This is a genomic window from Yersinia canariae (genome assembly GCF_009831415.1).
GTDB classification, from domain to species: domain Bacteria; phylum Pseudomonadota; class Gammaproteobacteria; order Enterobacterales; family Enterobacteriaceae; genus Yersinia; species Yersinia canariae.
Genome location: NZ_CP043727.1, coordinates 1,571,967 through 1,596,543 on the forward strand (window position 1 = coordinate 1,571,967; position 24,577 = coordinate 1,596,543).

Consider the following 24,577-nt stretch of genomic DNA (forward strand, 5'->3'; position numbering starts at 1 on the left):
TGATAAGGTGGTGCCCGGTTATTGTGCATTGTCGTAGCTTGAGCTTTGCTGCTTTCAATAAGAAAAGATATCCCAAAAGTAATTGGAGCCACAGCTAACAACCCTGCGGTTTCGAGTACGAAGGATATAAAGGCCAGTGACGGGACTTATGAACAACCATCAAATTCCCCAAGCCACGTCGCCTTTGGCCGCGTGGCTTTACTATCTCGAGCATTTACATTCTCAGCCAATCGAGCTGGGGCTGGAACGGGTAAAACAGGTTGCTGAGCGTTTGGATTTGCTTCAGCCTGCCCCGAAAGTATTTACCATTGCCGGCACGAATGGCAAAGGCACCACTTGTTGTACCCTGGAATCAATTTTACTTGCAGCCGGTCTGCGTGTCGGGGTTTACAGCTCACCTCATCTCTTGCGTTACACCGAGCGCGTTCGTATTCAGGGGCAAGAACTGCCTGAAGCTGAACATAGCCATTCTTTTGCCAAAATTGAAGCTGGGCGCGAAGGTATCTCACTGACTTACTTCGAATTTGGCACTTTATCGGCACTGCAACTCTTTAAGCAGGCTAAGCTTGATGTGGTGATTTTAGAAGTTGGCCTCGGAGGACGTTTGGATGCGACTAATATTGTTGACTCAGATGTTGCTGCCATCACCAGTATTGCGATAGACCACACAGACTGGCTGGGATTCGACAGAGAAAGCATTGGCCGGGAAAAAGCCGGTGTATTCCGTGGCAGTAAACCCGCTGTTGTGGGCGAACCCGATATGCCTCAGTCTATTGCAGAGGTTGCTACAAAACTCGGCGCTCAATTGTATCAACGAGATAGCGCCTGGCAATTCAGCCAGCAAGAACTTGTTGATCAACAAAAAAGCTGCTGGAGCTGGCAATGCGCTGACCGACAATGGTGTAATTTGCCGCTGCCGAATGTACCGCTGGCTAATGCCGCAACTGCGCTGGCTGTATTGCATTATTCCGGATTGCCATTGAGCGAAGATATCATTCGTCAGGGGTTACAAGCTGCCAGTTTACCCGGGCGTTTTCAGATAGTTAGCGAAGAACCTTTGCTGATTTTGGATGTTGCTCATAACCCTCATGCCGCGCGTTATTTGACGGACAAACTCGCGCAATTGCCGAAGCAGGGTAAAGTTCGGGCGGTGGTGGGGATGCTATCAGATAAAGATATTGGCGGTACGCTGGCGTGTTTATCTGAGCAAGTTGATGAATGGTACTGTGCGCCGCTGGAAGGGCCGCGTGGGGCCAGTGCGGAGCAATTAGCCGAGCATTTAGCGCAATCACGCCAATTTAGTGATGTCGAAACCGCCTGGCGTCAGGCTATGCAAGATGCAGAACCACAGGATGTGGTTATTGTCTGTGGCTCTTTCCATACTGTCGCACATGTGATGGAAGCATCGGGTTTGTGACAGTATCGAGTTTATAACAACTTGAATCTATACCCAAAGTGGTTGGAGTTGCCGGTTGGCAGTAAGTCAATGCCCCTGTAGCTTCAGAGACAAAAGGTAAAACGCGGGGAGTGCGAGTGGCAAGTAAGTTCCAGAACCGTTTAGTCGGGACCATAATTTTGGTGGCATTGGGCGTGATTGTATTGCCGGGGCTACTGGATGGTAAAAAGAAGCATTATGAGGATGAGTTTGCTGCCATCCCGTTAGTGCCCAAACCCGGTGATAGTCAGGAGATTGATGCGGTTCCACCGGTCAGTCAGCCCCTGCCTATTGCGCCGCCGGAAGGTGCAGCGCAAGCCGTGGAAGTCCCCAAAGATGATTCCGCCTCTCAGGCCGCTAATGATGCCGGTAATCTGCCGTCTGAACCTACTCTCGTGGTACCGCCGCCGGTGCAAAGTAAGCCGGTTGAGGTGAAACCTGTCGAGAAGAAACCGGTTGAGACTAAGCCTGTCGAACCGAAGCCAATTCCGGTTGAAAAAAAATCGCCAGAAGTTAAGCCAAAACCGGAGGTTAAACCGGAAGTTCAGCCAGAAAGCAAACCGGTCACAGAAGAAAAAGCCCCCGTGGGGCAGGCCTATGTCGTCCAACTTGGGGCGCTGAAAAATGCCGCCAAAGTGAATGAAATTGTCGCGACGCTACGCCTGTCAGGCCATCGGGCGTTTACTGTGCCTGCAACCCCCGTTCAGGGCCAAATAACGCGTGTGTATGTCGGGCCGGATGCGTCAAAACAAAAATTGCAATCGGCCTTGTCAGAACTTAATTCATTAAGTGGTCTGAATGGCCAGGTTAAGCCCTATGGCACGGGGCGCTAAAGTTTGAATAAGGGTTAAGACATCAGAGTTTACGGGGTTTTAACGCTAAGTTTGTGCGGCGATTGTTGTTTTTAAAATCGCCGCACTTTAATTTGTCGCCGGCAATAATTCCTCTACGCAAACGTTTTCTTTTTCTGTTAGAATTCGCCGCGAACAGGATGCAGCGGCGATTTCGTCATTGGAATAGTCATGGTCTGGATTGATTACGTCATTATAGGGATTATCGGATTTTCTGCTTTAGTCAGCTTAATCCGTGGTTTTGTCCGTGAAGCATTGTCACTTGTAACATGGGGATGTGCGTTTTTCGTTGCCAGCCATTTTTACAGTTACCTTGCTGTCTACTTCACTCGTTTTGAGGATGAAGTGGTCCGTAACGGAATTGCTATCGGCATTTTGTTCATCGCGACATTGATCGTCGGGGCTATTGTTAACTATGTGATTGGTTCGTTGGTTGAGCGTACTGGATTATCGGGAACTGACAGGGTACTTGGGATCTGCTTTGGCGCACTGCGAGGTGTTCTAATTGTCTCCGCCATGTTGTTCTTTCTGGACACGTTTACCGGCTTCTCGCAAAGTGTTGACTGGAAACAGTCGCAATTAATCCCGCAGTTCAGTTATATCATCAGGTGGTTCTTTGACTACCTGCAGAGCACGTCGAGTTTCTTACCGAATCAACTACCGATTCGGAGCGGCTTATGAGGAAAAGACAACATGTGCGGTATTGTCGGTATCGCCGGTTTTGCACCGGTAAACCAGTCGATTTATGATGCGTTGACGGTGCTTCAGCACCGAGGCCAGGATGCTGCAGGCATCGTTACCATTGATGCCCATAATGGGTTCCGGCTGCGTAAAGCAAACGGCTTGGTGAAGGATGTATTTGAAACCCGGCATATGCTGCGCTTACAGGGGAATATGGGGATTGGCCATGTTCGTTACCCAACAGCAGGCAGCTCCAGTGCTTCCGAGGCTCAACCTTTCTACGTTAACTCACCGTTTGGCATCACTCTGGCTCATAACGGTAATCTGACTAATGCTCACCAGCTGAGAAAGAAATTATTCGAAGTTTCTCGCCGTCATGTGAATACCACTTCTGACTCAGAAATTCTGCTGAATATTTTTGCCAGCGAATTAGACCGTTTCCAACACTATCCGTTGGAATCTGACAACATTTTTGCCGCAGTGGCTGCCACACATCAATTGATTCGCGGTGCATATGCTTGCGTCGCGATGATTATTGGTCACGGTATGGTTGCTTTCCGTGACCCGAACGGTATTCGTCCGCTGGTTATTGGCAAACGCACTATTGCTGATGGCCGTAATGAATACATGGTCGCCTCTGAAAGTGTGGCTTTGGATACCCTTGGTTTCGAATTCTTGCGGGATGTCGCGCCGGGCGAAGCGGTGTATATCACCGAAAAAGGCCAGCTGTTTACTCGCCAATGTGCTGAAAATCCGAAATTCAATCCGTGCTTGTTTGAGTATGTTTATTTTGCCCGTCCAGACTCCTTTATGGATAAAATTTCTGTTTACAGTGCGCGTGTGCGCATGGGCCAGAAATTAGGCGCAAAAATTGCCAAACAGTGGGAAGACCTGGATATCGATGTGGTCATCCCAATCCCAGAAACTTCCTGCGATATTGCATTGGAAATCGCCCGCATTCTGGATAAACCGTACCGCCAGGGGTTTGTGAAAAACCGCTATGTCGGCCGTACTTTTATCATGCCGGGCCAGCAGGAGCGCCGTAAATCGGTACGTCGTAAACTGAATGCCAATCGTGCAGAATTCCGCGATAAGAATGTGTTATTAGTGGATGATTCCATTGTGCGCGGCACTACGTCGGAACAGATTGTTGAAATGGCACGTGAAGCTGGTGCGAAGAAAGTGTACTTCGCGTCCGCCGCTCCTGAAATCCGTTTCCCGAATGTGTATGGCATCGATATGCCAAGTGCCAATGAGTTAATTGCGCATGGTCGTGAAGTGGATGAGATTCGTCAGTTGATTGGTGCAGATGCGCTGATTTTCCAGGATCTAACTGACCTTATCGAAGCTGTACGCGAAGATAACCCGGATATCACTCAGTTTGAGTGTTCAGTCTTTAACGGCGTTTACGTCACTAAAGATGTGGATCAAAGCTATCTGGAATATCTGGAATCGTTACGTAACGATGATGCGCAAGCATTACGTAATCATAACGAAGCTGAGAACCTTGAGATGCATAACGAGGGCTAATACCCTGCATCTTGAAATCTTTTGGGTTTAAATCGCGGTAAAGATAAAGTGAATCAAAAAGGTGCAACCAGCGTGCAAGCGCGGTGCGCCTTTTTTGTTGTTAATAAAACTCTGGATGTTATGGCTCAATTGGCGGGCGATAATTTGCTAATTGACTTCTGATACGGCAAAGTCTCGCCATATTTCTTTATGTTATGCTTAATTTATAAGGCATAAAGCCAGTTGAGGGACTATCCCATGAAACGACTTATTATCGGTATCAGTGGTGCCAGCGGTGCCATTTATGGTATTCGCCTGTTACAGGTGCTGCAACAGGTCGAGGGGGTAGAAACCCACTTGATTCTCAGTAATGCGGCGCGCCAGACGTTAGCGCTTGAAACCGAGTTCAGTGTTAAGGAGGTACAGGCGCTGGCGGATGTGGTGCATGATTCTCGTGATATCGCAGCTTGTGTTTCTTCTGGATCATTCAAGACCAGTGGAATGGTCATTTTACCTTGTTCAATCAAAACGTTATCTGGCATTGTTCATAGCTATACTGATGGCTTATTGACTCGCGCGGCTGATGTCATATTGAAAGAACGCCGCCCCCTGATATTGTGTGTGCGCGAAACTCCATTGCATTTAGGCCATTTGCGCCTGATGGTACAAGCTGCCGAATTGGGCGCGGTCATCATGCCACCTATGCCTGCGTTTTATCATCGCCCACAGACTATCCAAGACCTTGTTGATCAGACGGTTAATCGAATTATTGATCAACTCGATATCGAACTACCCGAAGATCTGTTTATTCGCTGGCAAGGCGGAAGTTAACATTTTTCCCTCAATTAATACATTTGTGCAACATCGCACTGAAATAGGGCGCATTATGCACCACAATGATGCTGTTCTGGGACGTATACTGTTGTATAGATTTCGTATTCAGTTTCTGCCTACGACCCTATGCCCACTTTTAGTGGCAGTTGTGCCAATAAAGTGAACATGAAATTTGCTTTCATTCTTGGTGATTACTGGCACGATTACTGCAAATTGATTTATGGACGCTAGGGGTTGTACAGAAAACTAACGCGCTTTATGGCATCGAAAATCAATTTGAGGGTTATGTATGAATAAGAAGATTTTGGTTCTGCCTTTAGTATTAGCATTGGCTGCCGCCAGCAGTGCTTTTGCCGCCATTCCTAAAGATATCAAAATTGGTACAGATCCAACTTATGCTCCTTTCGAATCTAAAAATGCCAGTGGTGAGTTGGTAGGTTTTGATATCGATATAGCAAAAGAGTTATGTAATCGTATTGATACTAAATGTACTTTTGTTGAAAGTGATTTCGATGCACTTATTCCGTCGCTGAAAGCTAAAAAGATTGATGCCATTATCTCTTCACTTTCTATTACCGAGAAACGCCAAAAAGAAATTGCTTTCACTGACAAGCTTTATGCGGCTAATGCTCGTTTAATCGCGCCGAAAGACAGCAAAATTGAGCCAACATTGGTGGCTTTGAAAGGCAAACGTGTTGGGGTATTACAAGGTTCTACTCAGGAAGCATTCGCCAATGCTGAGTGGCAGCCAAAAGGTATTGATGTTGTTGCCTATCAGAATCAGGATTTGATTTACTCCGATTTGAGTTCTGGGCGTATTGATGCTGCTTTCCAGGATGAAGTCGCGGGTAGCGAAGGTTTCCTGAAACAAGAAGCAGGTAAGGGTTATGCTTTCGCTGGCCCATCTGTTAAAAATGATCAATTCTTCGGCGTAGGTACCGGTATGGGCTTGCGTAAAGATGATGCGGAATTGAAAGCGGCGCTGGATAAAGCCTTTGCAGAAATGCGCAAAGATGGCACTTACGACAAACTTGCGAAAAAATATTTCGACTTTGACGTTTACGGCGGTTAATTCCGCTCGTTGTAACGGCCTCTGCCTCAATAGCAGGGGCCGTTATGGCTATTAACCCAAAGTAATTAACCAGACTCCTGACTCAGTAAAATAGGATAACCCAGATGCTGGATGGATATTCCAAACTGATATTTGAAGGTGCGCTGGTGACACTGGAGCTGGCACTGTGCTCAGTGCTGCTATCAGTGATTATCGGCTTAATTGGTGCCGGTGGGAAATTATCATCAAATCGGCTTTTATCCGGTTTATTTGAGTGCTACACCACGCTTATCCGCGGTGTACCTGATTTAGTTTTGATGTTACTTATCTTCTACGGTTTGCAGATAACCCTAAATAGCATTACCGAATCCCTTGGTTTTGCACAAATTAATATTGACCCTCTTTCTGCGGGGATTATCACCCTCGGTTTTATCTATGGTGCTTATTTCACAGAAACTTTCCGTGGTGCTTATATGGCAGTTCCGACGGGCCAGATTGAAGCAGCCAGGGCATTTGGTTTTTCTTCCAGTCAGATTTTTCGCAGAATAATGTTTCCGGCCATGATGCGCTATGCACTGCCGGGCATTGGTAATAACTGGCAAGTGATTCTCAAAGCGACAGCATTAGTCTCTATTCTAGGATTGAATGACGTAGTTAAAGCAACGCAATTGGCTGGAAAGGGAACTTATCAACCCTTCTTCTTCGCCTTGGTGGCTGGTGTGGTTTATCTGATTTTTACCACCATATCCAATGGTGTTTTGCTGTGGTTGGAACGGCGCTATTCCCATGGAGTGAAGAGGGCCGAACTATGATTGAAATCCTACATCAATATTGGCAAGCCCTGCTTTGGAGTGATGGCTACCGATTTACCGGCATGGCCGTTACCCTGTGGCTATTAATTAGTTCCGTCGTGATGGGTGGGTTAATGGCAATTCCATTAGCCGTGGCACGAGTAGCCGAGCGGCGCTGGATTCGCTTACCGGTCTGGATCTTTACCTATATCTTCCGCGGCACGCCGCTATATGTACAATTACTGATATTCTATTCCGGCATGTACAGCTTGGAGATAGTCCGAGGTAACGATCTACTTAATGCATTCTTCCGCAGTGGATTGAATTGTACTATTTTGGCCTTGACGCTGAATACCTGTGCTTACACCACTGAAATATTCGCTGGTGCTATTCGTTCGGTACCCCATGGTGAAATAGAAGCAGCCAGAGCCTATGGTTTCTCGCGCTTTAAAATGTATCGCTGTATTATTTTGCCTTCCGCACTGCGTATTGCTTTACCGGCCTACAGTAATGAAGTTATTTTAATGCTGCATTCCACCGCATTAGCTTTTACAGCCACGGTGCCAGATATACTGAAAATAGCGCGTGATATTAACGCCGCGACTTATCAGCCGTTTTATGCTTTTGGTATTGCTGCCGTACTTTATCTGATTATCTCCTTCACGCTAATTAGCCTGTTCCGCCAGGCAGAGAAACGTTGGCTGGCACATATAAAACCTCAGGCATCGCATTAAGTACGGAGAAATTATGACTGATACATCAAGAACTATAACTGATACATCAAGAGCTATGACTGACACGTTAGAACCTAAAATAGCTGAAACCAAACTATCTGTGACGGAATTACATAAGCACTATGGTGAACATGAGGTTTTAAAAGGAGTTTCACTTTCAGCCAAAGCCGGGGATGTTATTTCCATTATTGGCTCCTCTGGATCGGGAAAAAGCACTTTTTTACGTTGTATCAATTTTTTAGAAAAACCCAGTGAAGGATCTATTAGCGTCAATAATCAAGATATTAGGCTGGTTCGCGATAAAGATGGGCAACTAAAAGTCTTCGATAAAAAAGAACTGCAATTATTGCGTACACGGTTAACGATGGTATTCCAGCATTTCAATTTATGGAGCCATATGACGGTGCTGGAAAATGTCATGGAAGCGCCCGTCCAAGTCTTGGGATTAAGTAAATCAGTCGCTAAAGAGCGGGCAATTCGCTATTTGGATAAAGTCGGTATTGATGAACGTGCTCGCGCCAAATATCCGGTACATCTTTCCGGTGGTCAGCAGCAGCGTGTTTCTATTGCGCGGGCATTGGCGATGGAGCCGGATGTATTATTATTTGATGAACCCACTTCTGCGCTGGACCCTGAATTAGTGGGTGAGGTTTTGCGAATTATGCAGAAGCTGGCAGAAGAGGGGAAAACCATGGTCGTGGTGACTCACGAAATGGAGTTTGCTCGTCATGTTTCCAGCCATGTTATCTTCCTACACAAAGGTGTTATTGAAGAAGAGGGCCCGCCAGCAGAGCTTTTTGGTAACCCTAAGAGTCTCCGTCTACAGCAGTTCCTTTCTGGTGCACTGAAGTAACCTATTCCGATGAGATGAGTAGATTGCTCATCTCATCGTCATATTAATCCTAGGCGATGATCACTACCGGTTAATAGCATAATTAATTGGATATCCCCTTGCGGTGAATATCCAATTAATCAATATCATTTAATGCAGTATGCACACACTCGAAACACAGATATTTTATGGTATTGGTTTTTTTAGAACATTGCGCAGGGCTTCTTCCAGTTCAAAATAGCGGAAAGCAAAGCCCGCTTCCTCTAAGCGTTTTGGTATTGCACGTTGTCCACCTAATACCAATGCTGCAGATTCTCCTAGTAACAAACGAATTGCCGCAGCAGGGGTACGGATGACTGCCGGGCGGTCTAACACGTCAGCCAGCGTGGCAATAAATTGTTCATTATGTACCGGATAAGGGGAAACCATATTGAATGGGCCATTAAGTCCATCGGTCGTCAGTAAATAATGAATACCATGAACCATGTCATCAATATGAATCCAGGGCAGGTATTGACGACCATCACCGATCGGGCCGCCTAATCCAAGGCGCAGTAGTGGCACCATTTTGGCTAACGCACCACCGTGGGGAGCTAATACAATGCCGGTACGTAACAGGCAAACTCGGGTATGAGGACTTTCAGCGGCGCGAGCCAGGTTTTCCCAACGTTCACACAACTGATGAGTGAACTCATCATGTGGTGCTTCATCTTCGGTGACCACGGCTTGCCCCTGATCACCATAAAATCCGACTGCGGATCCTGAAATAAATACGGCTGGTGGCTGGCTACTGGCCCTTATTAATGTCGTCAGTTTTTCGGTTATCTGCCAGCGACTTTGACATAAAATCTCTTTCTGTTGTGGGGTCCAGCGTTTTTCGGCAATAGGCTCACCCGCCAGATTGATAACAGCATCGAAACTATTAAGGTCATGTTTATCATCCAACGTTGACCAACAGGTGACGTGTGGGCCGAGGATATCACTCGCTCTTTGCGGGTCCCGAGTTAAAACTGTTATTTGATGGGCTTGCGACAAAAGGAATGCGGTCAGACTGCGCCCGATGAGCCCTGTAGCTCCAGTGATTAAAATACGCATAGCCAATCTCCGTTTATACCCTTTTTACTTGATGCTTACCTGCAACTCCAAGTTCTTGGGGATAGCGGTAGCCTAGTTTCTTTTTCAGCATAGGCTAACTTGCGCTCTTCTCCCACGACACTGAGCACATCCTGAGTGAAATTTTTAACGAAATAAAAAATAATAACTAAATAAATTCCCCGATCTATCCGATTAATACAGTATTGAATGCTCGACTATTACCTATTTTGTTGTAGAGCTATCGTGTCTACGTACTTTATTGTTTTGAACACCCGCAATGGCTATAAGTTATACCGGTGACTATAAAGCTGAATTCGCGATTTTCTGCTAGAGTCATATACTCATCGGGATGGAAAAGAGGTGGCCATTGATAGCCTCTTTCACGTTGTCATGTTGGATGTTTTTATAAAAAAGTTGAGTATTTCATAAAAACTCACGGTGGCTTATAAAGCCCCCGACTGAGGTCGGATTGCGATCTCATTCTTGCCCATACACTTTTCAGGTGCGCATGAAGCTAAACATCGAAGTTAATTGTTCTTATGTATGTGAGCCTATACATAAGCAAGACGGTAGCTTATTAGCAGTAGAACTATTAAGCCGATTCTCAGCTAAATCGGTAGATTTACCCATCGATGTTGAAAATTTTATTAATACATTAGATGTCGATGGAAAGACTGATTTATTCCAGGACCAATTACGTGCTGTGAAGGTTTATCGCGATTGGTTTATCGCTCACCATGTTCTGCTTTCAATTAATATTGATTTCGACTTGGCGAGTGTGATTGTGACTGATGAGTTAACCCGCCAGATGCTTGATGAGTTACCTTTCCTGCGGCTGGAAATCATGGAGACATTCTCCAATTTATCTGATGGAATGAATAACCCTTTGTTACGCGATCTTGCTGAACGGTATCCACTTTGGTTGGATGACTTGGGCAGTGGTGGCTCTACTTTAAATGCGGTCACGGCTAATATTTTCGAATATGTGAAGATTGATAAGCATTTCTTCTGGCAACACAATAAACATACTTTCCCGATTTTGATAAATAATATTAAGAAATATTGTCTCGGGGTGATTGTGGTTGGTGTAGAAAATCAGGATGAGTTTGAACAACTCAAAGGCAGTAATATTGATGCAATGCAGGGATATCTATTTGATCAATTGTCGCTGGACGAATTGGTATCGCAACCTTCGTTATAACGACTCTTCTTCCATTCTATTTTGCATCAGCTGGCATTACTTTGTCATGTCAGCATTGTTTTTTACGATAAAATTTTCTTATGGTAGATAGTGGCTTTTCTCGGATTAATCCGACGGATTGGATGATAGAATGAAGCCACATTTAGTTCTCACTATTTACTAAGGCGGCAGGTGTCGCCAGATTTACTGAGATTAGACCTAAGAGAAGACGATACCATGAAGTTAATGTTTGCTTCTGATCTGCATGGGTCGCTACCGGCCACCGAAAAAGTTTTGGATATCTTTGACCGCAGTGGAGCGCAATGGCTGGTGTTATTGGAGGATTTGCTCAACCATGGGCCACGTAATGCGTTACCGGCAGGTTATCAACCCGCGGTTGTTGCAGAGTGTCTTAATCCCTATAAAAACAAGATTATTGCTGTACGCGGTAATTGCGACAGCGAAGTCGATCAGATGTTATTACAGTTTCCTATTATGGCCGGCTGGCAACAGATTATTATGCCAGAAACACGTTTATTTTTGACGCATGGTCACCTTTATCATCCGGGGGCGCTTCCTCCGTTGCGTAAGGGGGATGTCTTAGTCTATGGTCATACTCATCTCCCTCAGGCAGAGTGGAAAGATGATGTTATATGCTTTAATCCTGGCTCCGTCAGCATCCCCAAAGGAGGATATCCAGCGAGTTATGGCATGCTGGATGGGGGCGTTTTACAGGTTCTGACCCTACAAAATGATGAGCCTGTTACCCAGTTGGCATTAAAAAATTAAATAATACAACGAGTTGAAAACTCTTGATTAACAATTGCGCGTAACTAACCGCGCCCAGATAGAAGGTTTCAGAGGATGGTGGAGCAAAATCCAGCAGCAGTCATCGAGTGGGTTGATATTGTTGATGAGCAAAATGAAGTGATTGCTCAATCCAGTCGTCAACAAATGAGAGCTCAACGACTGCGCCACCGTGCTACCTATATTGTGGTGCACGATGGAATGGGCAAAATACTGGTACAACGCCGTACTGAGAGCAAAGATTTCTATCCCGGAAAACTGGACGCAACAGCCGGTGGAGTGGTGCAAAGTGGTGAAAACTACCTTGAGTCTGCCCGACGAGAGGCGGAAGAAGAGTTAGGGATTGCGGGGGTGCCTTTTGCTGAACATGGTCAATTCTACTTTGAAGAAGAGTGCTGCCGCGTGTGGGGTGCTTTGTTCAGCTGTGTCTCTCATGGCCCATTTGCATTGCAGGCAGAAGAAATAGACGAAGTTCGCTGGATGCTGCCAGAAGAAATTACCGCGCGCTGCGACGAGTTCACGCCGGATTCCCTGAAAGCTTTGTCACTGTGGTTAACCCGCAATAATGAGCAGGATTACGGTAAAATTACACCACGGGAAGATTGATTCCAACTTGCTATAAAAAAGCCCCTTTTCAGGGGCTTTTGGCGTTTATCTCACTGATTATCGAACAACTATTAGCGAACGATAATACCCAGTAAAATACCCAGCGCACCAAAGTCAGCGTCACTGAAGGTGGTATTGGCGAACCCAATATCACCCAATACTGGCAGCAAGAATACTGGCAAGAAGGTAATCAGCAAGCCTTGAGCGAATGCACCGAGAATCGCACCACGGCGTCCACCGGTGGCATTACCAAACACCCCTGCGGCAGCACCGACGAAGAAGTGAGGTACAACACCTGGGATAATTACCGTCATGTCCATCAAATACAATGCAAACATACCGATAAGGCCTGCGGCGAAGCTGCTCAGGAAGCCAACCAATACCGCATTGGGGGCGTAAGGGAATACAACCGGGCAATCCAGTGCCGGTTTAGCATTCGGCACTAACTTGTCGGAAATCCCTTTAAACGCGGGAACAATCTCGGCAATAACCATACGCACACCTTGCAAGATGATGTACACACCAGCGGCGAAAGTAATGGATTGCATCAATGAGAACATGAACCAGTTTTTACCACCACTGAGGCTTTTCACCACTTCCGGTCCCGCAAACAGGCAGGTTACGATGAAAATGATACACATGGTAAAGGAGATGGCGACTGGCGTATCACGCAAGAACAACAGACTTTTCGGCACATTCATGTCTTCAGTCGAATGTTCTTTATTACCAAACTTACTGCCGATAAAACCTGCTAATACATAAGACAGGGTGGAGAAGTGGCCGATTGCAACATCATCTGAACCGGTGACTTTCTTCATGTAAGGGTGGGCAATGGCCGGGAAGAATACCATCGCAACCCCCACAACCAGGGAACCAATCACAATCAGAGTCACACCGCTAATCCCGGCAGTAGCCAGAATTACCGCCACCATCATCGACATAAACAATGTGTGGTGCCCAGTCAGGAAGATAAATTTCCACGGCGTAAAGCGGGCAATCAGAATATTGATAACCATAGCGAAGAACATAATCATCGCCATTTCTTTACCGAAACTTTTCTGCGCGACAGACACAATAGCTTCGTTATTCGGCACGACGCCCTGAATACCGAATGCGTGTTGGAAGATATTGGCGAAATCACCCAGAGATGAAACCACCAAACCGGCACCAGCACCTAAAATTACAAAACCCATAATGGTTTTTACGGTGCCTTTAATGCACTCCGTTACCGGTTTTTTCTGTGCAATCAAGCCGATTAAAGCAATCAATCCGACCAGCACTGCCGGTTCGGAAAGAACATCACTCATTAAAAAGCGAAAGAAATCCATGCCAGCCTCCAGTTACAAAGCGCCTAATTCGGTTAATGCCACAGACAAACGCTCTTTCATGGCTTTCTTGTCGATCATGTTGTCCAGCGCAACAATTTTGCCGCCAACAGCTTGAGCAATTAACTGCTCGGCAATATCTTTAGTGCCGATGAAAATGTCACTTGGCATCCCTTTTGCGGAGCCAAGATCAACATGATCCACTTCAGCACTGACGGCCAATTCTTTAAGAATACTTTTGATGCTGATTTCCATCATCAGGCTGGTGCCTAAACCGTTACCGCAAACCACTGTAATTTTCATTTTCTTTCCCCTTGAAATAATTATCCGAACTCAATGTTGAAATTAATAACGTGCAATAACGGATAAAATATCCTGCTGCGTTTTGGCATTAAGTAAGGCTTGTACATCATTATCGTTATCGAACAACTGTGCGAGTTGAGAAATAGCCTCGATGTGGCTAGTGCTGTCTGTCGCCGCTAATACTATGAGCAGTTTTACTGGGTCGTTACCTTCGGCATTGAAAGTGACGCCCTCAGTGATGACGGTTAAGGCCAGAGAGAGTTTATTCGCCCCTTCTTCTGGACGGGCATGTGGCATAGCAATCCCCGGCCCGACCACGTAATACGGGCCGATAGCTTCATGGGAGCGATAAATTGCCTCGACATAACGGGCTTCAATGGCGCCATTATCAATAAGTGGCTGGCATGAAATCGCGATGGCGTCACGCCAATCTTTTGCGTGCTTGACCACCTGAATGACGTCTGGCGTTAACAGTGTTTTTAACATGATATTGATGACTCCCGATGACTGTTAACGTGAGAGTAGATAGTTATCACTGTCATTAATGTGATGAATATCTCAATTGATAGCGCTACCTGATAGCGCTATCAAAATTTGTGATAGCGCTATCATTTGTCACACCATGGACTTTGGCTATCTCCAAATAAGCCATATACAATGCAATGTATTGTCGAGGGCCAGTACGGGAATGGTTTGGCCAGACAAGAAATTTTAATCAGGCAGGAATCAGCATGGAAAAAACGCGCAAGCGCCGTAATACCGGGCGGGTCACTCTATCGGATGTGGCGAATTACGCCGGGGTAGGGGCGATGACTGTTTCCAGAGCGCTGCGAACGCCGGAGCAGGTTTCAGATAAATTACGTGAGAAGATAGAACAAGCGGTTGAAACTCTGGGCTATATTCCTAACCGTACCGCCGGAGCATTGGCTTCCGGTCACAGTGATACTATTGCCGTTTTAATACCGTCATTAACAGACAAAGCCAGTTCACGGTTTATGCAGTCGCTGCAACAGATTCTGAATAAAAATGAGTTCCAGTTATTACTGGGTTGCCATGAATATAACCAACGCAAAGAAGCAGAAATATTGATGACCTTGCTGCAAAGCAACCCGGCTGCAGTGGTGATATTTGGTTCACAGTTGGCAGATAAAACCTATCAATTGCTTGAACGGGCGAATATCCCCACGGTCAACGTGGTCGGTTCCTATTTCAAAGGGGCCAAAATTACGCTTGAGGCGGCTTTTTTTGAGTCGGCCTATGAACTTAGCCGCCATTTATTGGAACGGGGTTATCACCAGATTGGCTTTATCGGCGCTCATATGGATAACCGCCTGCAACGCCAGCAACTGAATGGTTGGCATAAGGCGATGTTAGAGCATTACAAAAATGCGGACCAGACGGTCACCACGCCCGAAACGGCCAGTTTACAGTTTGGCCGTTATGCTCTGACCGAAATACTCCAGCGTCAGCCGGAATTGGATGCGGTGATATGCAGTCATGAAGATATTGCGCTCGGCGTATTATTTGAATGCCAACGGCGGCTTTTGAAAATTCCTAGCGGCATAGCAGTGGCATGTTTAGACGGCTCTGACAGCTGTGATCAAACTCATCCGACATTGACCTCAATGCGCATTGATTACAAAAAAATGGGGAAAGAAGCCGGTAAACTGTTGATTAATATGCTGGATAATGATGAACATGGCGAGGTGCAAGAGCCAGTTAGCCAGAGTTTTAGCTATAAATTTGAACTTCGACAAAGTACTTGATAGCTAACCCCAACTCACTATTTTTAGCTGAAAATAAAAACGCCAGCACGAAGCTGGCGTTTGTTATATACATCTTAATTGTGGAATTAAGACGCGTCAGCCTGAGCTGATTGAATAGCAGTCAGCGCTACGGTGTAGACGATATCGTCTACCAAAGCGCCACGGGACAAGTCGTTGACTGGCTTGCGCATGCCTTGCAGCATCGGCCCGATAGAGATCAGGTCGGCAGAACGTTGTACCGCTTTATAGGTGGTGTTACCGGTGTTCAAGTCAGGGAAGATGAACACTGTCGCTTTACCTGCAACCGGGGAATTTGGCGCTTTGGATTTAGCCACATCAGCCATGATTGCCGCGTCATACTGCAACGGACCATCGATGATAAGATCTGGGCGTTTTTCCTGTGCCAGACGGGTTGCTTCACGAACTTTTTCTACATCGCTACCTGCACCAGAATTACCGGTGGAGTAAGAGATCATCGCCACACGCGGTTCGATACCGAATGCCGCCGCAGAATCAGCCGATTGAATAGCAATTTCTGACAGTTGCTCAGCAGTTGGATCTGGGTTAATCGCGCAGTCACCATAAACCAGAACCTGGTCAGGCAGCAGCATGAAGAACACAGAAGACACCAGTGAGCTGCCCGGTGCGGTTTTGATTAGCTGCAACGGTGGGCGGATAGTGTTCGCGGTAGTATGAACAGCACCCGACACCAAACCATCAACTTCGCCTTTCTCCAGCATCAGAGTGCCGAGAACCACGTTATCTTCCAGTTGCTCACGAGCAACCACTTCGGTCATGCCCTTGCTCTTGCGCAGTTCCACCAGACGCGGAACATACTGCTCACGCACAGCAACCGGATCGATGATTTCAACGCCTTTACCCAGTTCAATACCTTGGGCCGCAGCAACACGTTGGATCTCTTCTGGATTACCCAACAGCACACAAGTCGCGATACCGCGTTCAGCACAGATAGCCGCAGCTTTAACTGTACGTGGCTCATCGCCTTCTGGCAGCACGATACGTTTGCCGGCTTTACGTGCCAACTCGGTCAGCTCATAACGGAATGCTGGAGGAGACAGGCGACGTGAACGTTCAGATGTGGCACTCAGAGAATCAATCCATTCACTGCTGATATGGCTGGCAACGTAGTTTTGCAGTTTCTCAACACGCTCATGGTCATCTGCCGGTACTTCCAGATTGAAGCTTTGCAGGCTCAGGGAAGTCTGCCAAGTGTTGGTATCAACCATAAAGACTGGCAGGCCTGTTTGGAAGGCGCGATCACACAGTTTTTTGATTGGCTCATCAATCGCATAACCGCCGGTCAGCAAAATGGCACCGATTTCAACGCCATTCATGGCTGCCAAACAAGCAGAAACCAACACGTCTGGGCGGTCTGCTGAGGTCACTAGCAGAGAACCTGGGCGGAAGTGCTCCAACATGTGAGGGATACTGCGCGCGCAGAATGTCACAGATTTAACGCGGCGGGTTCTGATATCGCCTTCGTTAATAATGCGCGCATTCAGGTGCTTACACATATCAATCGCACGGGTCGCAATCAGCTCGAAGCTCCATGGCACGCAACCCAGAACAGGCAGTGGGCTGTTGGCAAACAGCTGTTTTGGATCGATGCTCGCGACACTGGCCTTGGTGGAATCATCAAAGATTTCAGACAGGTCAGGGCGGGTACGGCCTTGTTCATCCACTGGCGCATTCAGTTTGTTAATGATAACGCCGGTGATGTTTTTGTTTTTGCTGCCACCGAAGCTGGAACGAGCCAGTTCGATACGCTCTTTCAATTGGTCTGGTGAATCATTACCCAGCGCAATAACAAACACGATTTCTGCGTTCAGTGTTTTGGCGATTTCGTAGTTCAGCGCATTGGCAAACTGATGTTTGCGCGTTGGGACTAAACCTTCAACCAGAACTACTTCGGCGTCTTTGGTGTTTTCGTGGTAACGGGCAACTATCTCTTCCATTAACACGTCTTGCTGGTTAGAGCTCAGCAAGGTTTCCACATGATTCATATTCAGCGGCTCAGCAGCAGTGATGCTGGAGTTCGCGCGGATGATAGTGGTGGTTTGGTCAGGTGCATCGTTACCAGCGCGAGGCTGTGCGATTGGCTTGAATACGCTCAGGCGTACACCTTTTTGTTCCATGGAACGGATGACACCCAAGCTGACGCTAGTTAAACCAACGCTGGTGCCGGTAGGAATCAACATTATTGTACGGGACACGGCTAAACCTCTTTACGGTTGCTCGTTAGTCAAAAGCAACACCGCCAGCCTTGGCTGACGGTGTTAAGGATATTTACGCGGTCAGACGAGAGGCGTCTTGCGCGATGACCAGCTCTTCGTTGGTCGGGATAACCAGAGCCAAGCGGCTGCCATCTTTGGTGATGGTGCCAGACTTACCAAAGCGTGCTGCCAGGTTGCGTTCATGGTCAATTTCAAAGCCCAACAGGCCCAGTTTGTTCAAAGTCAGTTCGCGCACCATTGCCGCGTTTTCACCGATACCGCCGGTGAATACAACTGCATCCAGACGACCATCCATCAATGCAGTATAAGCACCGATGTATTTCGCCAGGCGGTGGCAGAACACATCCATAGCGCGGCGAGCATCTGCTTTGGTTTCGTAATTGTCCTCAACATAACGGCAATCACTGGTGACTTCAGTCAGGCCCAGCAGGCCAGATTCTTTGGTCAACAGTTTGCTGATCTGTTCCATGCTCATGCCCATAGCATCATACAGATGGAAAATGATTGCCGGGTCGATGTCACCACTACGGGTGCCCATAACCAGACCTTCCAGTGGCGTCAGGCCCATAGAAGTATCAACACATTTACCGTTACGAACAGCAGTCACTGAGCCGCCGTTGCCCAAATGGCAAGTAATAACGTTCAGTTCTTCCAGCGGTTTGTTCAGCGTTTTTGCTGCTTCCTGACTTACATAGAAGTGGCTGGTGCCGTGTGCGCCATAGCGACGGATACCGTTTTCTTTGTATAAGCTGTACGGCAGGGCATAGAGATAAGACTCTTCCGGCATAGTCTGGTGGAAGGCAGTATCAAAAACGGCAACATTTTTATCAGCCAGATTCGGGAAGGATTTCAATGCTTCAGCGATACCGATCAGGTGTGCTGGGTTATGTAGTGGTGCAAACGGGATGGAATCTTTGATACCCTGAATAACTTCTTCGGTAACGATAGCTGATGCAGTGAATTTCTCGCCACCGTGAACAATACGGTGACCGATTGCTGTCAGTTGAGCAGAAAGCTCTGGTTTTTGTGCCAGAATAGTATTAACAATGAAATTCAGTGCTTCGCTGTGTGCTGCACCAGCACCCAATGCTGCTTCCTGTTTGCCGCCTTCAATTTTCCATTTGATGCGGGCTTCCGGCAGATGGAAACATTCGGCTAAACCAGAGAGGTGTTCTTCACCATTGGTCGCGTCGATGATAGCAAATTTTAGGGAAGAGCTACCGCAGTTAAGAACCAGTACTAGCTTACTCGACATGGAAGTACCTATTTATAGTCGTGTCTGATGTTTGTTTTTGATGTAACCGATGCTATTAATGCATCGAGGGGACAAAAACAGCGAAAAACACGTGGTTAATAAAACGTCAATCTGTCCAAAAGCGTAGCGCATATTGGCGTCGACATTAATGATTAACATCATGCGATAGCGAAAAAGGCATGATGATGAAAAAATCGCTGATAAAACGTTAATACCTGGTGGTAAAAGCCTGTGCGATTTAACAAAATTGATTTAAATGCTGCAAAAAGTTGACACATTTAGCGTCATCTTCTAGCGGCAAAAGGCCGGGCTAGGATACCGATAGCGCCGCCTAAAAACAAAATATATTTAACAGACTAATTTTTAGTTTGTGAAACGCAAAAAAAATTTTAATCTTTGCTTGTGAAGTTGAGGTGAGCCATGACAACAAAACCCTCTGATACCGTAAGTTGGTTTCAGGTACTCCAGCGTGGTCAGCATTATATGAAGACCTGGCCTGCTGACAAACGCCTGGCACCGGTGTTCCCGGAGAATCGCGTGGCGACAGCGACCCGTTTTGGTATTCGCTTTATGCCGCCGCTGGCCATCTTTACGCTGACCTGGCAGATAGCACTGGGCGGGCAGTTAGGGCCAGCCATAGCCACTGCTTTGTTCGCCTGCGGCTTGCCCTTGCAAGGGTTATGGTGGTTAGGTAAACGTGCTATCACGCCGTTACCGCCTACCTTATTACAGTGGTTCCATGAGGTGCGAAACAAACTGGCTGAAGCCGGGCAAGCTGTTGCCCCGATTGAACAAACGCCGACTTACCAATCTCTGGCAGATGTGCTGAAACGTGCCTTCAAGCAGTTGGATAAAACGTTTCTTGATGATTTGTAGTCCCCATGACGGGGTATCGTCTGTATGTATGACAGATAGTATGGCATTGTCGGGCAATACATACCGGGGCTTTATTGGCAGCCGGGGCTTTTTATGCATCTGAGACACAGCAGCGCAAAATCCCCTGTCAAATCAAAGTATGGCCCAACTCTGTGTGCGATGATTTCCTCATTATTTATGTCTTAGGAGTTTAGTGATGGATATGACAAACGCCCAACGGCTGATTCTGTCGAATCAGTACAAAATGATGACCATGCTGGACCCAGAAAATGCTGAGCGTTATCGTCGCCAGCAAACTATTGTCGAACGCGGCTTTGGTTTGCAGATGCGTGAACTGGACCGTGATTTTGGTGAAATGAGCGAAGATACTTGCCGTACTATCATTAATATCATGGAGATGCATCACGCGCTGCAAGTCTCTTGGGGTAACCTGAAAGACCAACAAGATCTGGATGAACGCCGTATTGCGTTCCTCGGCTTTGATGCGGCCACCGAATCGCGTTACCTGAGTTATGTGCGTTTTATGGTTAATACTGAAGGCCGCTATACCCATTTTGACTCAGGAACTCACGGTTTCAATTCCCAAACCCCAATGTGGGATAAATACCAACGGATGTTGGCTATCTGGCAATCATGCCCGCGCCAATATCATTTGAGTGCTGTTGAGATCTCGCAAATTATTAATGCCTGAAATTATTAATGACTGATAGCGCGTAATGATCAAGACCTAGATTGACTAACGAGGATGTGCTTGTGGAGTGTAAAGGTTTTCTTTTTGATTTGGATGGGACTCTGGTTGATTCATTACCTGCTGTGGAGCGCGCCTGGATTGGTTGGGCGCAGGGTCGCGGTATTGATCCATCCGAAGTGCTAGAATTTATCCATGGCAAACAAGCAATTACCTCTCTTCGTCATTTTATGCCGGGTGCGAGTGATGCAGAACTTCAAGCAGAATTTTTGGCTTTAGAGCGCATTGAAGCCAATGACACGGATGGCGTGACAGCGCTGCCGGGAGCTGTGTCACTGCTGGAGCGGCTTAATAACCTGTCTATTCCGTGGGCTATTGTGACTTCCGGCTCCGTACCAGTTGCTTCTGCGCGCCGTGCGGCAGGCCATTTACCCGAACCTAAAGTGTTCGTGACTGCTGAGCAGGTGAAACATGGTAAACCTATGCCGGATGCTTACCTGTTAGGTGCTGAACGTTTGGGACTGGCACCGGCAGATTGCATCGTGGTAGAAGACGCCCCTGCGGGTATTTTGTCAGGGCTGGCGGCGGGTTGCCAAGTGATAGCTGTCAATGCGCCAGCTGACACACCAAAGCTGGATCAAGTCGATTTGGCCCTCAGTTCACTTGAGCACATTGATGTCGAAAAGACGCAGACAGGTGCGCGGGTTCGCTTTATCGGCTAATCCGCTTGGTTGAGTGTGTTATCGAGAGCGCCTGATGGCGCTCTTTTTTTTAGCGCGATTGGGGCAGTGATTGTGTGGGGAGGGGCAAACTGTCTTCCAGGCTGTGAAGGTTTTGTGGTTTTACCCGAATAATTCCGCCGCGCGGGCTATCAATATCGGCGATGAGCATAAAAGAGAATGAAATCACTAACGGCAAAATTAATGTCATAATCTTGCCCTTTTTGCCCTGCTTGGAGCCATATCCCACTAAGGTACAACTGCAAACCGCGATAATCAGCATCAGTAGCCAGGCAGCATGCGGGATCCGGTTCCACCATGCTGCCTGGGTGTAACCTGCTGAATTCAAAACATCATTCATCCCCGACACCACTAATGCCATAACAGGATCTGGGCGCTGATTCACCGGCCCTAGCAATTCGCCCCACAGCGCATTTTCCAATTGATTGGTTTTATTATTAATCTGCTCCAAATGGGCTTCATTGCGCGTGGTATAAAAAAGTATCCGTTGGTCAAGATAGTGTATTAACAATGCCTTGGTGGTGACACTGGACGCGGCTGGTAAGTAATCGACACGCAGATATTCCGTTCCAATGGCATTGGCCTCTGCTTCTTCATAGTTTTTACGCAAATCATAGCGGCTGATGGCCATCGAAAAACTGAAACCGATAATCAGGCCGAGTAAGGTGAGTGTTGCCCCCTGGATAACAGTAAAATTCTCACGGATATTGTCATCCAGATCCCGCCCGCGCCGGAAAAAAGCCTGACCGACGTAAGCGGCTCCATACAGCAGAGCGCATGACAACAGAAAAAGTATAATCGGATAATCCGTAATATTGCTCATTCAGTGCTCCAGCCAGATAATACCAACGACGGCCTACGATTCAGTATTATCAGTATAGTCAGGCGGTTAAATCCTATTGAATATCGGAATGCTTCATGTGGATTTTTTTAGATGGCGAATGCGACATCACCAATTGGTTAATTATTTTTCAGGAAAAAAACACAATTAATGCCGTTGTGGGATGGTAAGCGCATAAATTTACAGTCATTATTGATCTCAAACAGCGGTATCGCGCTAATTTAATGATTTACTACCAGAGCCGGATATTCCCTTTCACTTTTTGCCAACGAGGCCATTTTGAACAGCGAACTATTGTGGGTGTTGACGCTACTTCTGATAGCTATTGTGCTGTTTACCACCAATAAACTGCGAATGGATGTCGTGGCATTATTGGTGATTATTGCCTTTGTGATGAGTGGCACTTTGTCATTAGGCGAGGCGACCAGCGGCTTCAGTGACCCCAACGTGATATTGATCGCGGCATTGTTTGTGATTGGTGAAGGGTTAGTCAGAACCGGTGTTGCTTATCAGGTCGGGGATTGGTTGGTGAAAGTTGCCGGCCACAGTGAAACCAAAATGCTGGCGCTATTGATGGTGACTGTGGCGGGATTGGGGGCTTTTATGAGCTCGACCGGCGTGGTGGCGATTTTTATCCCAGTGGTATTAAGTGTCGCCAGCCGGATGAAGATTTCACCGGGGCGATTAATGATGCCGCTGAGCTTTGCCGGGCTTATCAGTGGCATGATGACATTGGTCGCGACTCCGCCAAACATGGTTGTTAACAGTGAGTTGTTGCGTGAGGGTATTAAAGGTTTCGGTTTCTTTGGTGTCACACCGATTGGCCTTATCATTTTGCTGATGGGGGTCGGCTACATGCTAGTGGCGCGCCACTGGCTAGGGGGAAAACCGGAAAGTTCAGAAAAAGAGCAACAATGGAAGCGCCGTACCTTCCGAGATCTTATCCGTGATTATAAACTCACGGGCCGCGCCCGCCGTTTGGCTATTCGCCACGATTCTCCTTTAATTGGCCGCTCTCTCGATGAGTTACACCTGCGCGCCCGCTATGGTGCCAATGTGGTCGGGATTGAGCGCTGGAAACGTTTTCGGCGAGTGATGGTCAGTGCGACAGGGTCGTCTGAACTGCGCGAAAATGATGTTTTGCTGATTGATATGTCTGATTGCGACATGGATTTGCGCGAGTTTTGCACCGAGCAAATGCTAGAGCCGATGGTGCTGCGCGGTGAGTATTTCTCGGAACAAGCGCGTAACGTCGGGATGGCTGAAGTTTCTCTTATTCCGGATTCCTCCCTGCTAGGTAAAAGTTTGCGTGAAGTGACCTTCCGCACCCGTTATGGGTTGAATGTCGTGGGTATCCGCCGCAATGGTAAGACATTGGAAGGCAAACTGGTCGATGACAAATTGCAGTTTGGCGATATTTTACTGGTGATTGGTGACTGGAAATTGATCCGCCAATTACAGCAAAAAACGCGTGATTTCATCGTGTTGAACCTACCTGCTGAAGTGGATGAAGTGGCACCGGCTATCTCACAAGCTCCTCATGCTTTGTTCTGTCTGGCGCTGATGGTGGCGATGATGCTAACCGACGAAGTGCCGAATGTGATTGCGGCGCTGGTGGCCTGTTTGTTGATGGGGCAGTTCCGATGTATTGATATGGAAAGTGCTTATCGCTCAATTCATTGGCCGAGCTTGATTTTGATTATCGGGATGATGCCTTTTGCACAAGCATTGCAAAAAACGGGCGGGGTTGATCTGATTGTTCGCGGGCTGATGGATGTCGCGGGAGGAATGGGGCCAAGGGTGATGTTGTTGTGCTTATTTGTGCTGTGCGCCACCATTGGGCTGTTTATCTCTAATACGGCGACCGCGGTGTTGATGGCACCGATTGCGATTGCTGCCGCTCGCGAGATGTCGGTCTCCCCGTATCCCTTTGCGATGATTATTGGTATTGCAGCATCAGCGGCCTTTATGACACCGGTTTCATCCCCGGTGAATACATTAGTATTAGGCCCCGGCGGTTATAAATTCGGCGATTTTATCCGAATAGGGGTGCCGTTTACTGTATTAGTGATGATTGTGAGTGTGATGGTGGTGCCCGTGTTATTTCCATTCTGATTATCCT

The 24,577-nt window shown here is 47.2% G+C and carries 24 protein-coding genes; 17 read left to right on the forward strand and 7 right to left on the reverse strand.

Features of this window, described 5'->3' with window-relative positions:
• Nucleotides 1-148: 148 nt before the first annotated feature.
• The 9 genes from folC to hisP all read left to right on the forward strand — a co-directional run bounded on the left by folC (nucleotide 149) and on the right by hisP (nucleotide 8,739).
• Nucleotides 149-1,417, forward strand: coding sequence for a bifunctional tetrahydrofolate synthase/dihydrofolate synthase (gene folC, locus F0T03_RS07415; protein WP_159677605.1), 1,269 nt, complete (start codon nucleotides 149-151; stop codon nucleotides 1,415-1,417).
• A 116-nt stretch (nucleotides 1,418-1,533) separates the two neighbouring features.
• Nucleotides 1,534-2,268 (forward strand): cell division protein DedD, encoded by a 735-nt coding sequence (dedD, locus tag F0T03_RS07420; protein ID WP_159677606.1) that lies wholly within the window; start codon nucleotides 1,534-1,536, stop codon nucleotides 2,266-2,268.
• Nucleotides 2,269-2,457: 189 nt separating this feature from the next.
• Nucleotides 2,458-2,967, forward strand: a complete 510-nt coding sequence (cvpA, locus tag F0T03_RS07425) for a colicin V production protein (protein WP_145556315.1) — start codon at nucleotides 2,458-2,460, stop codon at nucleotides 2,965-2,967.
• A 12-nt stretch (nucleotides 2,968-2,979) separates the two neighbouring features.
• A complete protein-coding gene (gene purF / locus F0T03_RS07430) occupies nucleotides 2,980-4,497 on the forward strand; it encodes an amidophosphoribosyltransferase (protein WP_145556316.1) in 1,518 nt (505 codons plus the stop codon).
• Between the two features lie 237 nt (nucleotides 4,498-4,734).
• Nucleotides 4,735-5,307 carry a UbiX family flavin prenyltransferase gene (locus tag F0T03_RS07435; RefSeq protein ID WP_145556317.1) on the forward strand — a complete coding sequence of 191 codons (573 nt, stop codon included), beginning with the start codon at nucleotides 4,735-4,737 and terminating at the stop codon, nucleotides 5,305-5,307.
• Nucleotides 5,308-5,599: 292 nt separating this feature from the next.
• Nucleotides 5,600-6,382 (forward strand): histidine ABC transporter substrate-binding protein HisJ, encoded by a 783-nt coding sequence (gene hisJ, locus F0T03_RS07440; protein WP_145556318.1) that lies wholly within the window; start codon nucleotides 5,600-5,602, stop codon nucleotides 6,380-6,382.
• Nucleotides 6,383-6,486: 104 nt separating this feature from the next.
• Nucleotides 6,487-7,173, forward strand: coding sequence for a histidine ABC transporter permease HisQ (locus F0T03_RS07445; RefSeq protein ID WP_145556319.1), 687 nt, complete (start codon nucleotides 6,487-6,489; stop codon nucleotides 7,171-7,173).
• The gene (locus F0T03_RS07450; RefSeq protein ID WP_145556320.1) at nucleotides 7,170-7,886 is read left to right on the forward strand and encodes an ABC transporter permease; all 717 of its coding nucleotides are present in this window, start codon (nucleotides 7,170-7,172) and stop codon (nucleotides 7,884-7,886) included. Before F0T03_RS07445 ends, F0T03_RS07450 begins: the two co-directional genes overlap by 4 nt.
• Nucleotides 7,887-7,941: 55 nt before the next feature.
• Nucleotides 7,942-8,739 carry a histidine ABC transporter ATP-binding protein HisP gene (gene hisP, locus F0T03_RS07455; RefSeq protein WP_145556321.1) on the forward strand — a complete coding sequence of 266 codons (798 nt, stop codon included), beginning with the start codon at nucleotides 7,942-7,944 and terminating at the stop codon, nucleotides 8,737-8,739.
• A gap of 165 nt (nucleotides 8,740-8,904) precedes the next feature.
• Here the strand turns inward: hisP and F0T03_RS07460 are convergent, their stop codons facing one another.
• Nucleotides 8,905-9,813, reverse strand: a complete 909-nt coding sequence (locus tag F0T03_RS07460) for a TIGR01777 family oxidoreductase (protein ID WP_159677607.1) — start codon at nucleotides 9,811-9,813, stop codon at nucleotides 8,905-8,907.
• Between the two features lie 508 nt (nucleotides 9,814-10,321).
• Between F0T03_RS07460 and F0T03_RS07465 the strand changes: the two genes are divergently transcribed.
• The 3 genes from F0T03_RS07465 to yfcD all read left to right on the forward strand — a co-directional run bounded on the left by F0T03_RS07465 (nucleotide 10,322) and on the right by yfcD (nucleotide 12,406).
• Nucleotides 10,322-11,014 carry an EAL domain-containing protein gene (locus F0T03_RS07465; protein ID WP_162526906.1) on the forward strand — a complete coding sequence of 231 codons (693 nt, stop codon included), beginning with the start codon at nucleotides 10,322-10,324 and terminating at the stop codon, nucleotides 11,012-11,014.
• Between the two features lie 216 nt (nucleotides 11,015-11,230).
• Complete coding sequence (gene yfcE / locus F0T03_RS07470; RefSeq protein WP_159677608.1) at nucleotides 11,231-11,782, forward strand: phosphodiesterase; 552 nt, start codon at nucleotides 11,231-11,233, stop codon at nucleotides 11,780-11,782.
• Between the two features lie 75 nt (nucleotides 11,783-11,857).
• Complete coding sequence (gene yfcD, locus F0T03_RS07475) at nucleotides 11,858-12,406, forward strand: NUDIX hydrolase YfcD (protein ID WP_011815932.1); 549 nt, start codon at nucleotides 11,858-11,860, stop codon at nucleotides 12,404-12,406.
• A gap of 71 nt (nucleotides 12,407-12,477) precedes the next feature.
• Here yfcD and ulaA read toward each other — a convergent pair whose 3' ends face one another.
• Genes ulaA through F0T03_RS07490 form a run of 3 tightly spaced genes read right to left on the reverse strand, consistent with a single transcriptional unit; the run spans nucleotide 12,478 to nucleotide 14,520 of the window.
• Nucleotides 12,478-13,734 (reverse strand): PTS ascorbate transporter subunit IIC, encoded by a 1,257-nt coding sequence (gene ulaA / locus F0T03_RS07480; RefSeq protein WP_005192644.1) that lies wholly within the window; start codon nucleotides 13,732-13,734, stop codon nucleotides 12,478-12,480.
• 12 nt (nucleotides 13,735-13,746) lie between these two features.
• Complete coding sequence (locus F0T03_RS07485) at nucleotides 13,747-14,034, reverse strand: PTS sugar transporter subunit IIB (RefSeq protein WP_145556324.1); 288 nt, start codon at nucleotides 14,032-14,034, stop codon at nucleotides 13,747-13,749.
• A 42-nt stretch (nucleotides 14,035-14,076) separates the two neighbouring features.
• The gene (locus F0T03_RS07490; protein WP_145556325.1) at nucleotides 14,077-14,520 is read right to left on the reverse strand and encodes a PTS sugar transporter subunit IIA; all 444 of its coding nucleotides are present in this window, start codon (nucleotides 14,518-14,520) and stop codon (nucleotides 14,077-14,079) included.
• Between the two features lie 245 nt (nucleotides 14,521-14,765).
• On the opposite strand from F0T03_RS07490, the gene F0T03_RS07495 reads away from it, so the two are divergent.
• A complete protein-coding gene (locus F0T03_RS07495) occupies nucleotides 14,766-15,800 on the forward strand; it encodes a LacI family DNA-binding transcriptional regulator (protein WP_145556326.1) in 1,035 nt (344 codons plus the stop codon).
• An 86-nt stretch (nucleotides 15,801-15,886) separates the two neighbouring features.
• Here the strand turns inward: F0T03_RS07495 and pta are convergent, their stop codons facing one another.
• Nucleotides 15,887-18,019 (reverse strand): phosphate acetyltransferase, encoded by a 2,133-nt coding sequence (gene pta / locus F0T03_RS07500; RefSeq protein WP_162527020.1) that lies wholly within the window; start codon nucleotides 18,017-18,019, stop codon nucleotides 15,887-15,889.
• Between the two features lie 88 nt (nucleotides 18,020-18,107).
• Nucleotides 18,108-19,310, reverse strand: a complete 1,203-nt coding sequence (gene ackA / locus F0T03_RS07505) for an acetate kinase (RefSeq protein WP_145556328.1) — start codon at nucleotides 19,308-19,310, stop codon at nucleotides 18,108-18,110.
• 420 nt (nucleotides 19,311-19,730) lie between these two features.
• On the opposite strand from ackA, the gene yfbV reads away from it, so the two are divergent.
• From yfbV to F0T03_RS07520, 3 genes are all read left to right on the forward strand, one after another.
• The gene (yfbV, locus tag F0T03_RS07510; RefSeq protein ID WP_145556329.1) at nucleotides 19,731-20,186 is read left to right on the forward strand and encodes a terminus macrodomain insulation protein YfbV; all 456 of its coding nucleotides are present in this window, start codon (nucleotides 19,731-19,733) and stop codon (nucleotides 20,184-20,186) included.
• Between the two features lie 196 nt (nucleotides 20,187-20,382).
• Entirely contained in the window at nucleotides 20,383-20,877 is a 495-nt protein-coding gene (locus F0T03_RS07515; protein ID WP_004391637.1) for a YfbU family protein, read from the forward strand.
• Between the two features lie 62 nt (nucleotides 20,878-20,939).
• Complete coding sequence (locus F0T03_RS07520; protein WP_162526907.1) at nucleotides 20,940-21,596, forward strand: sugar phosphatase; 657 nt, start codon at nucleotides 20,940-20,942, stop codon at nucleotides 21,594-21,596.
• 49 nt (nucleotides 21,597-21,645) lie between these two features.
• Here F0T03_RS07520 and F0T03_RS07525 read toward each other — a convergent pair whose 3' ends face one another.
• Nucleotides 21,646-22,437 (reverse strand): bestrophin-like domain, encoded by a 792-nt coding sequence (locus tag F0T03_RS07525; RefSeq protein WP_145556330.1) that lies wholly within the window; start codon nucleotides 22,435-22,437, stop codon nucleotides 21,646-21,648.
• A 297-nt stretch (nucleotides 22,438-22,734) separates the two neighbouring features.
• Here F0T03_RS07525 and F0T03_RS07530 point away from each other — a divergent pair, with 297 nt between their 5' ends.
• Nucleotides 22,735-24,570 carry an SLC13 family permease gene (locus tag F0T03_RS07530; protein ID WP_145556331.1) on the forward strand — a complete coding sequence of 612 codons (1,836 nt, stop codon included), beginning with the start codon at nucleotides 22,735-22,737 and terminating at the stop codon, nucleotides 24,568-24,570.
• Nucleotides 24,571-24,577 lie beyond the last annotated feature (7 nt).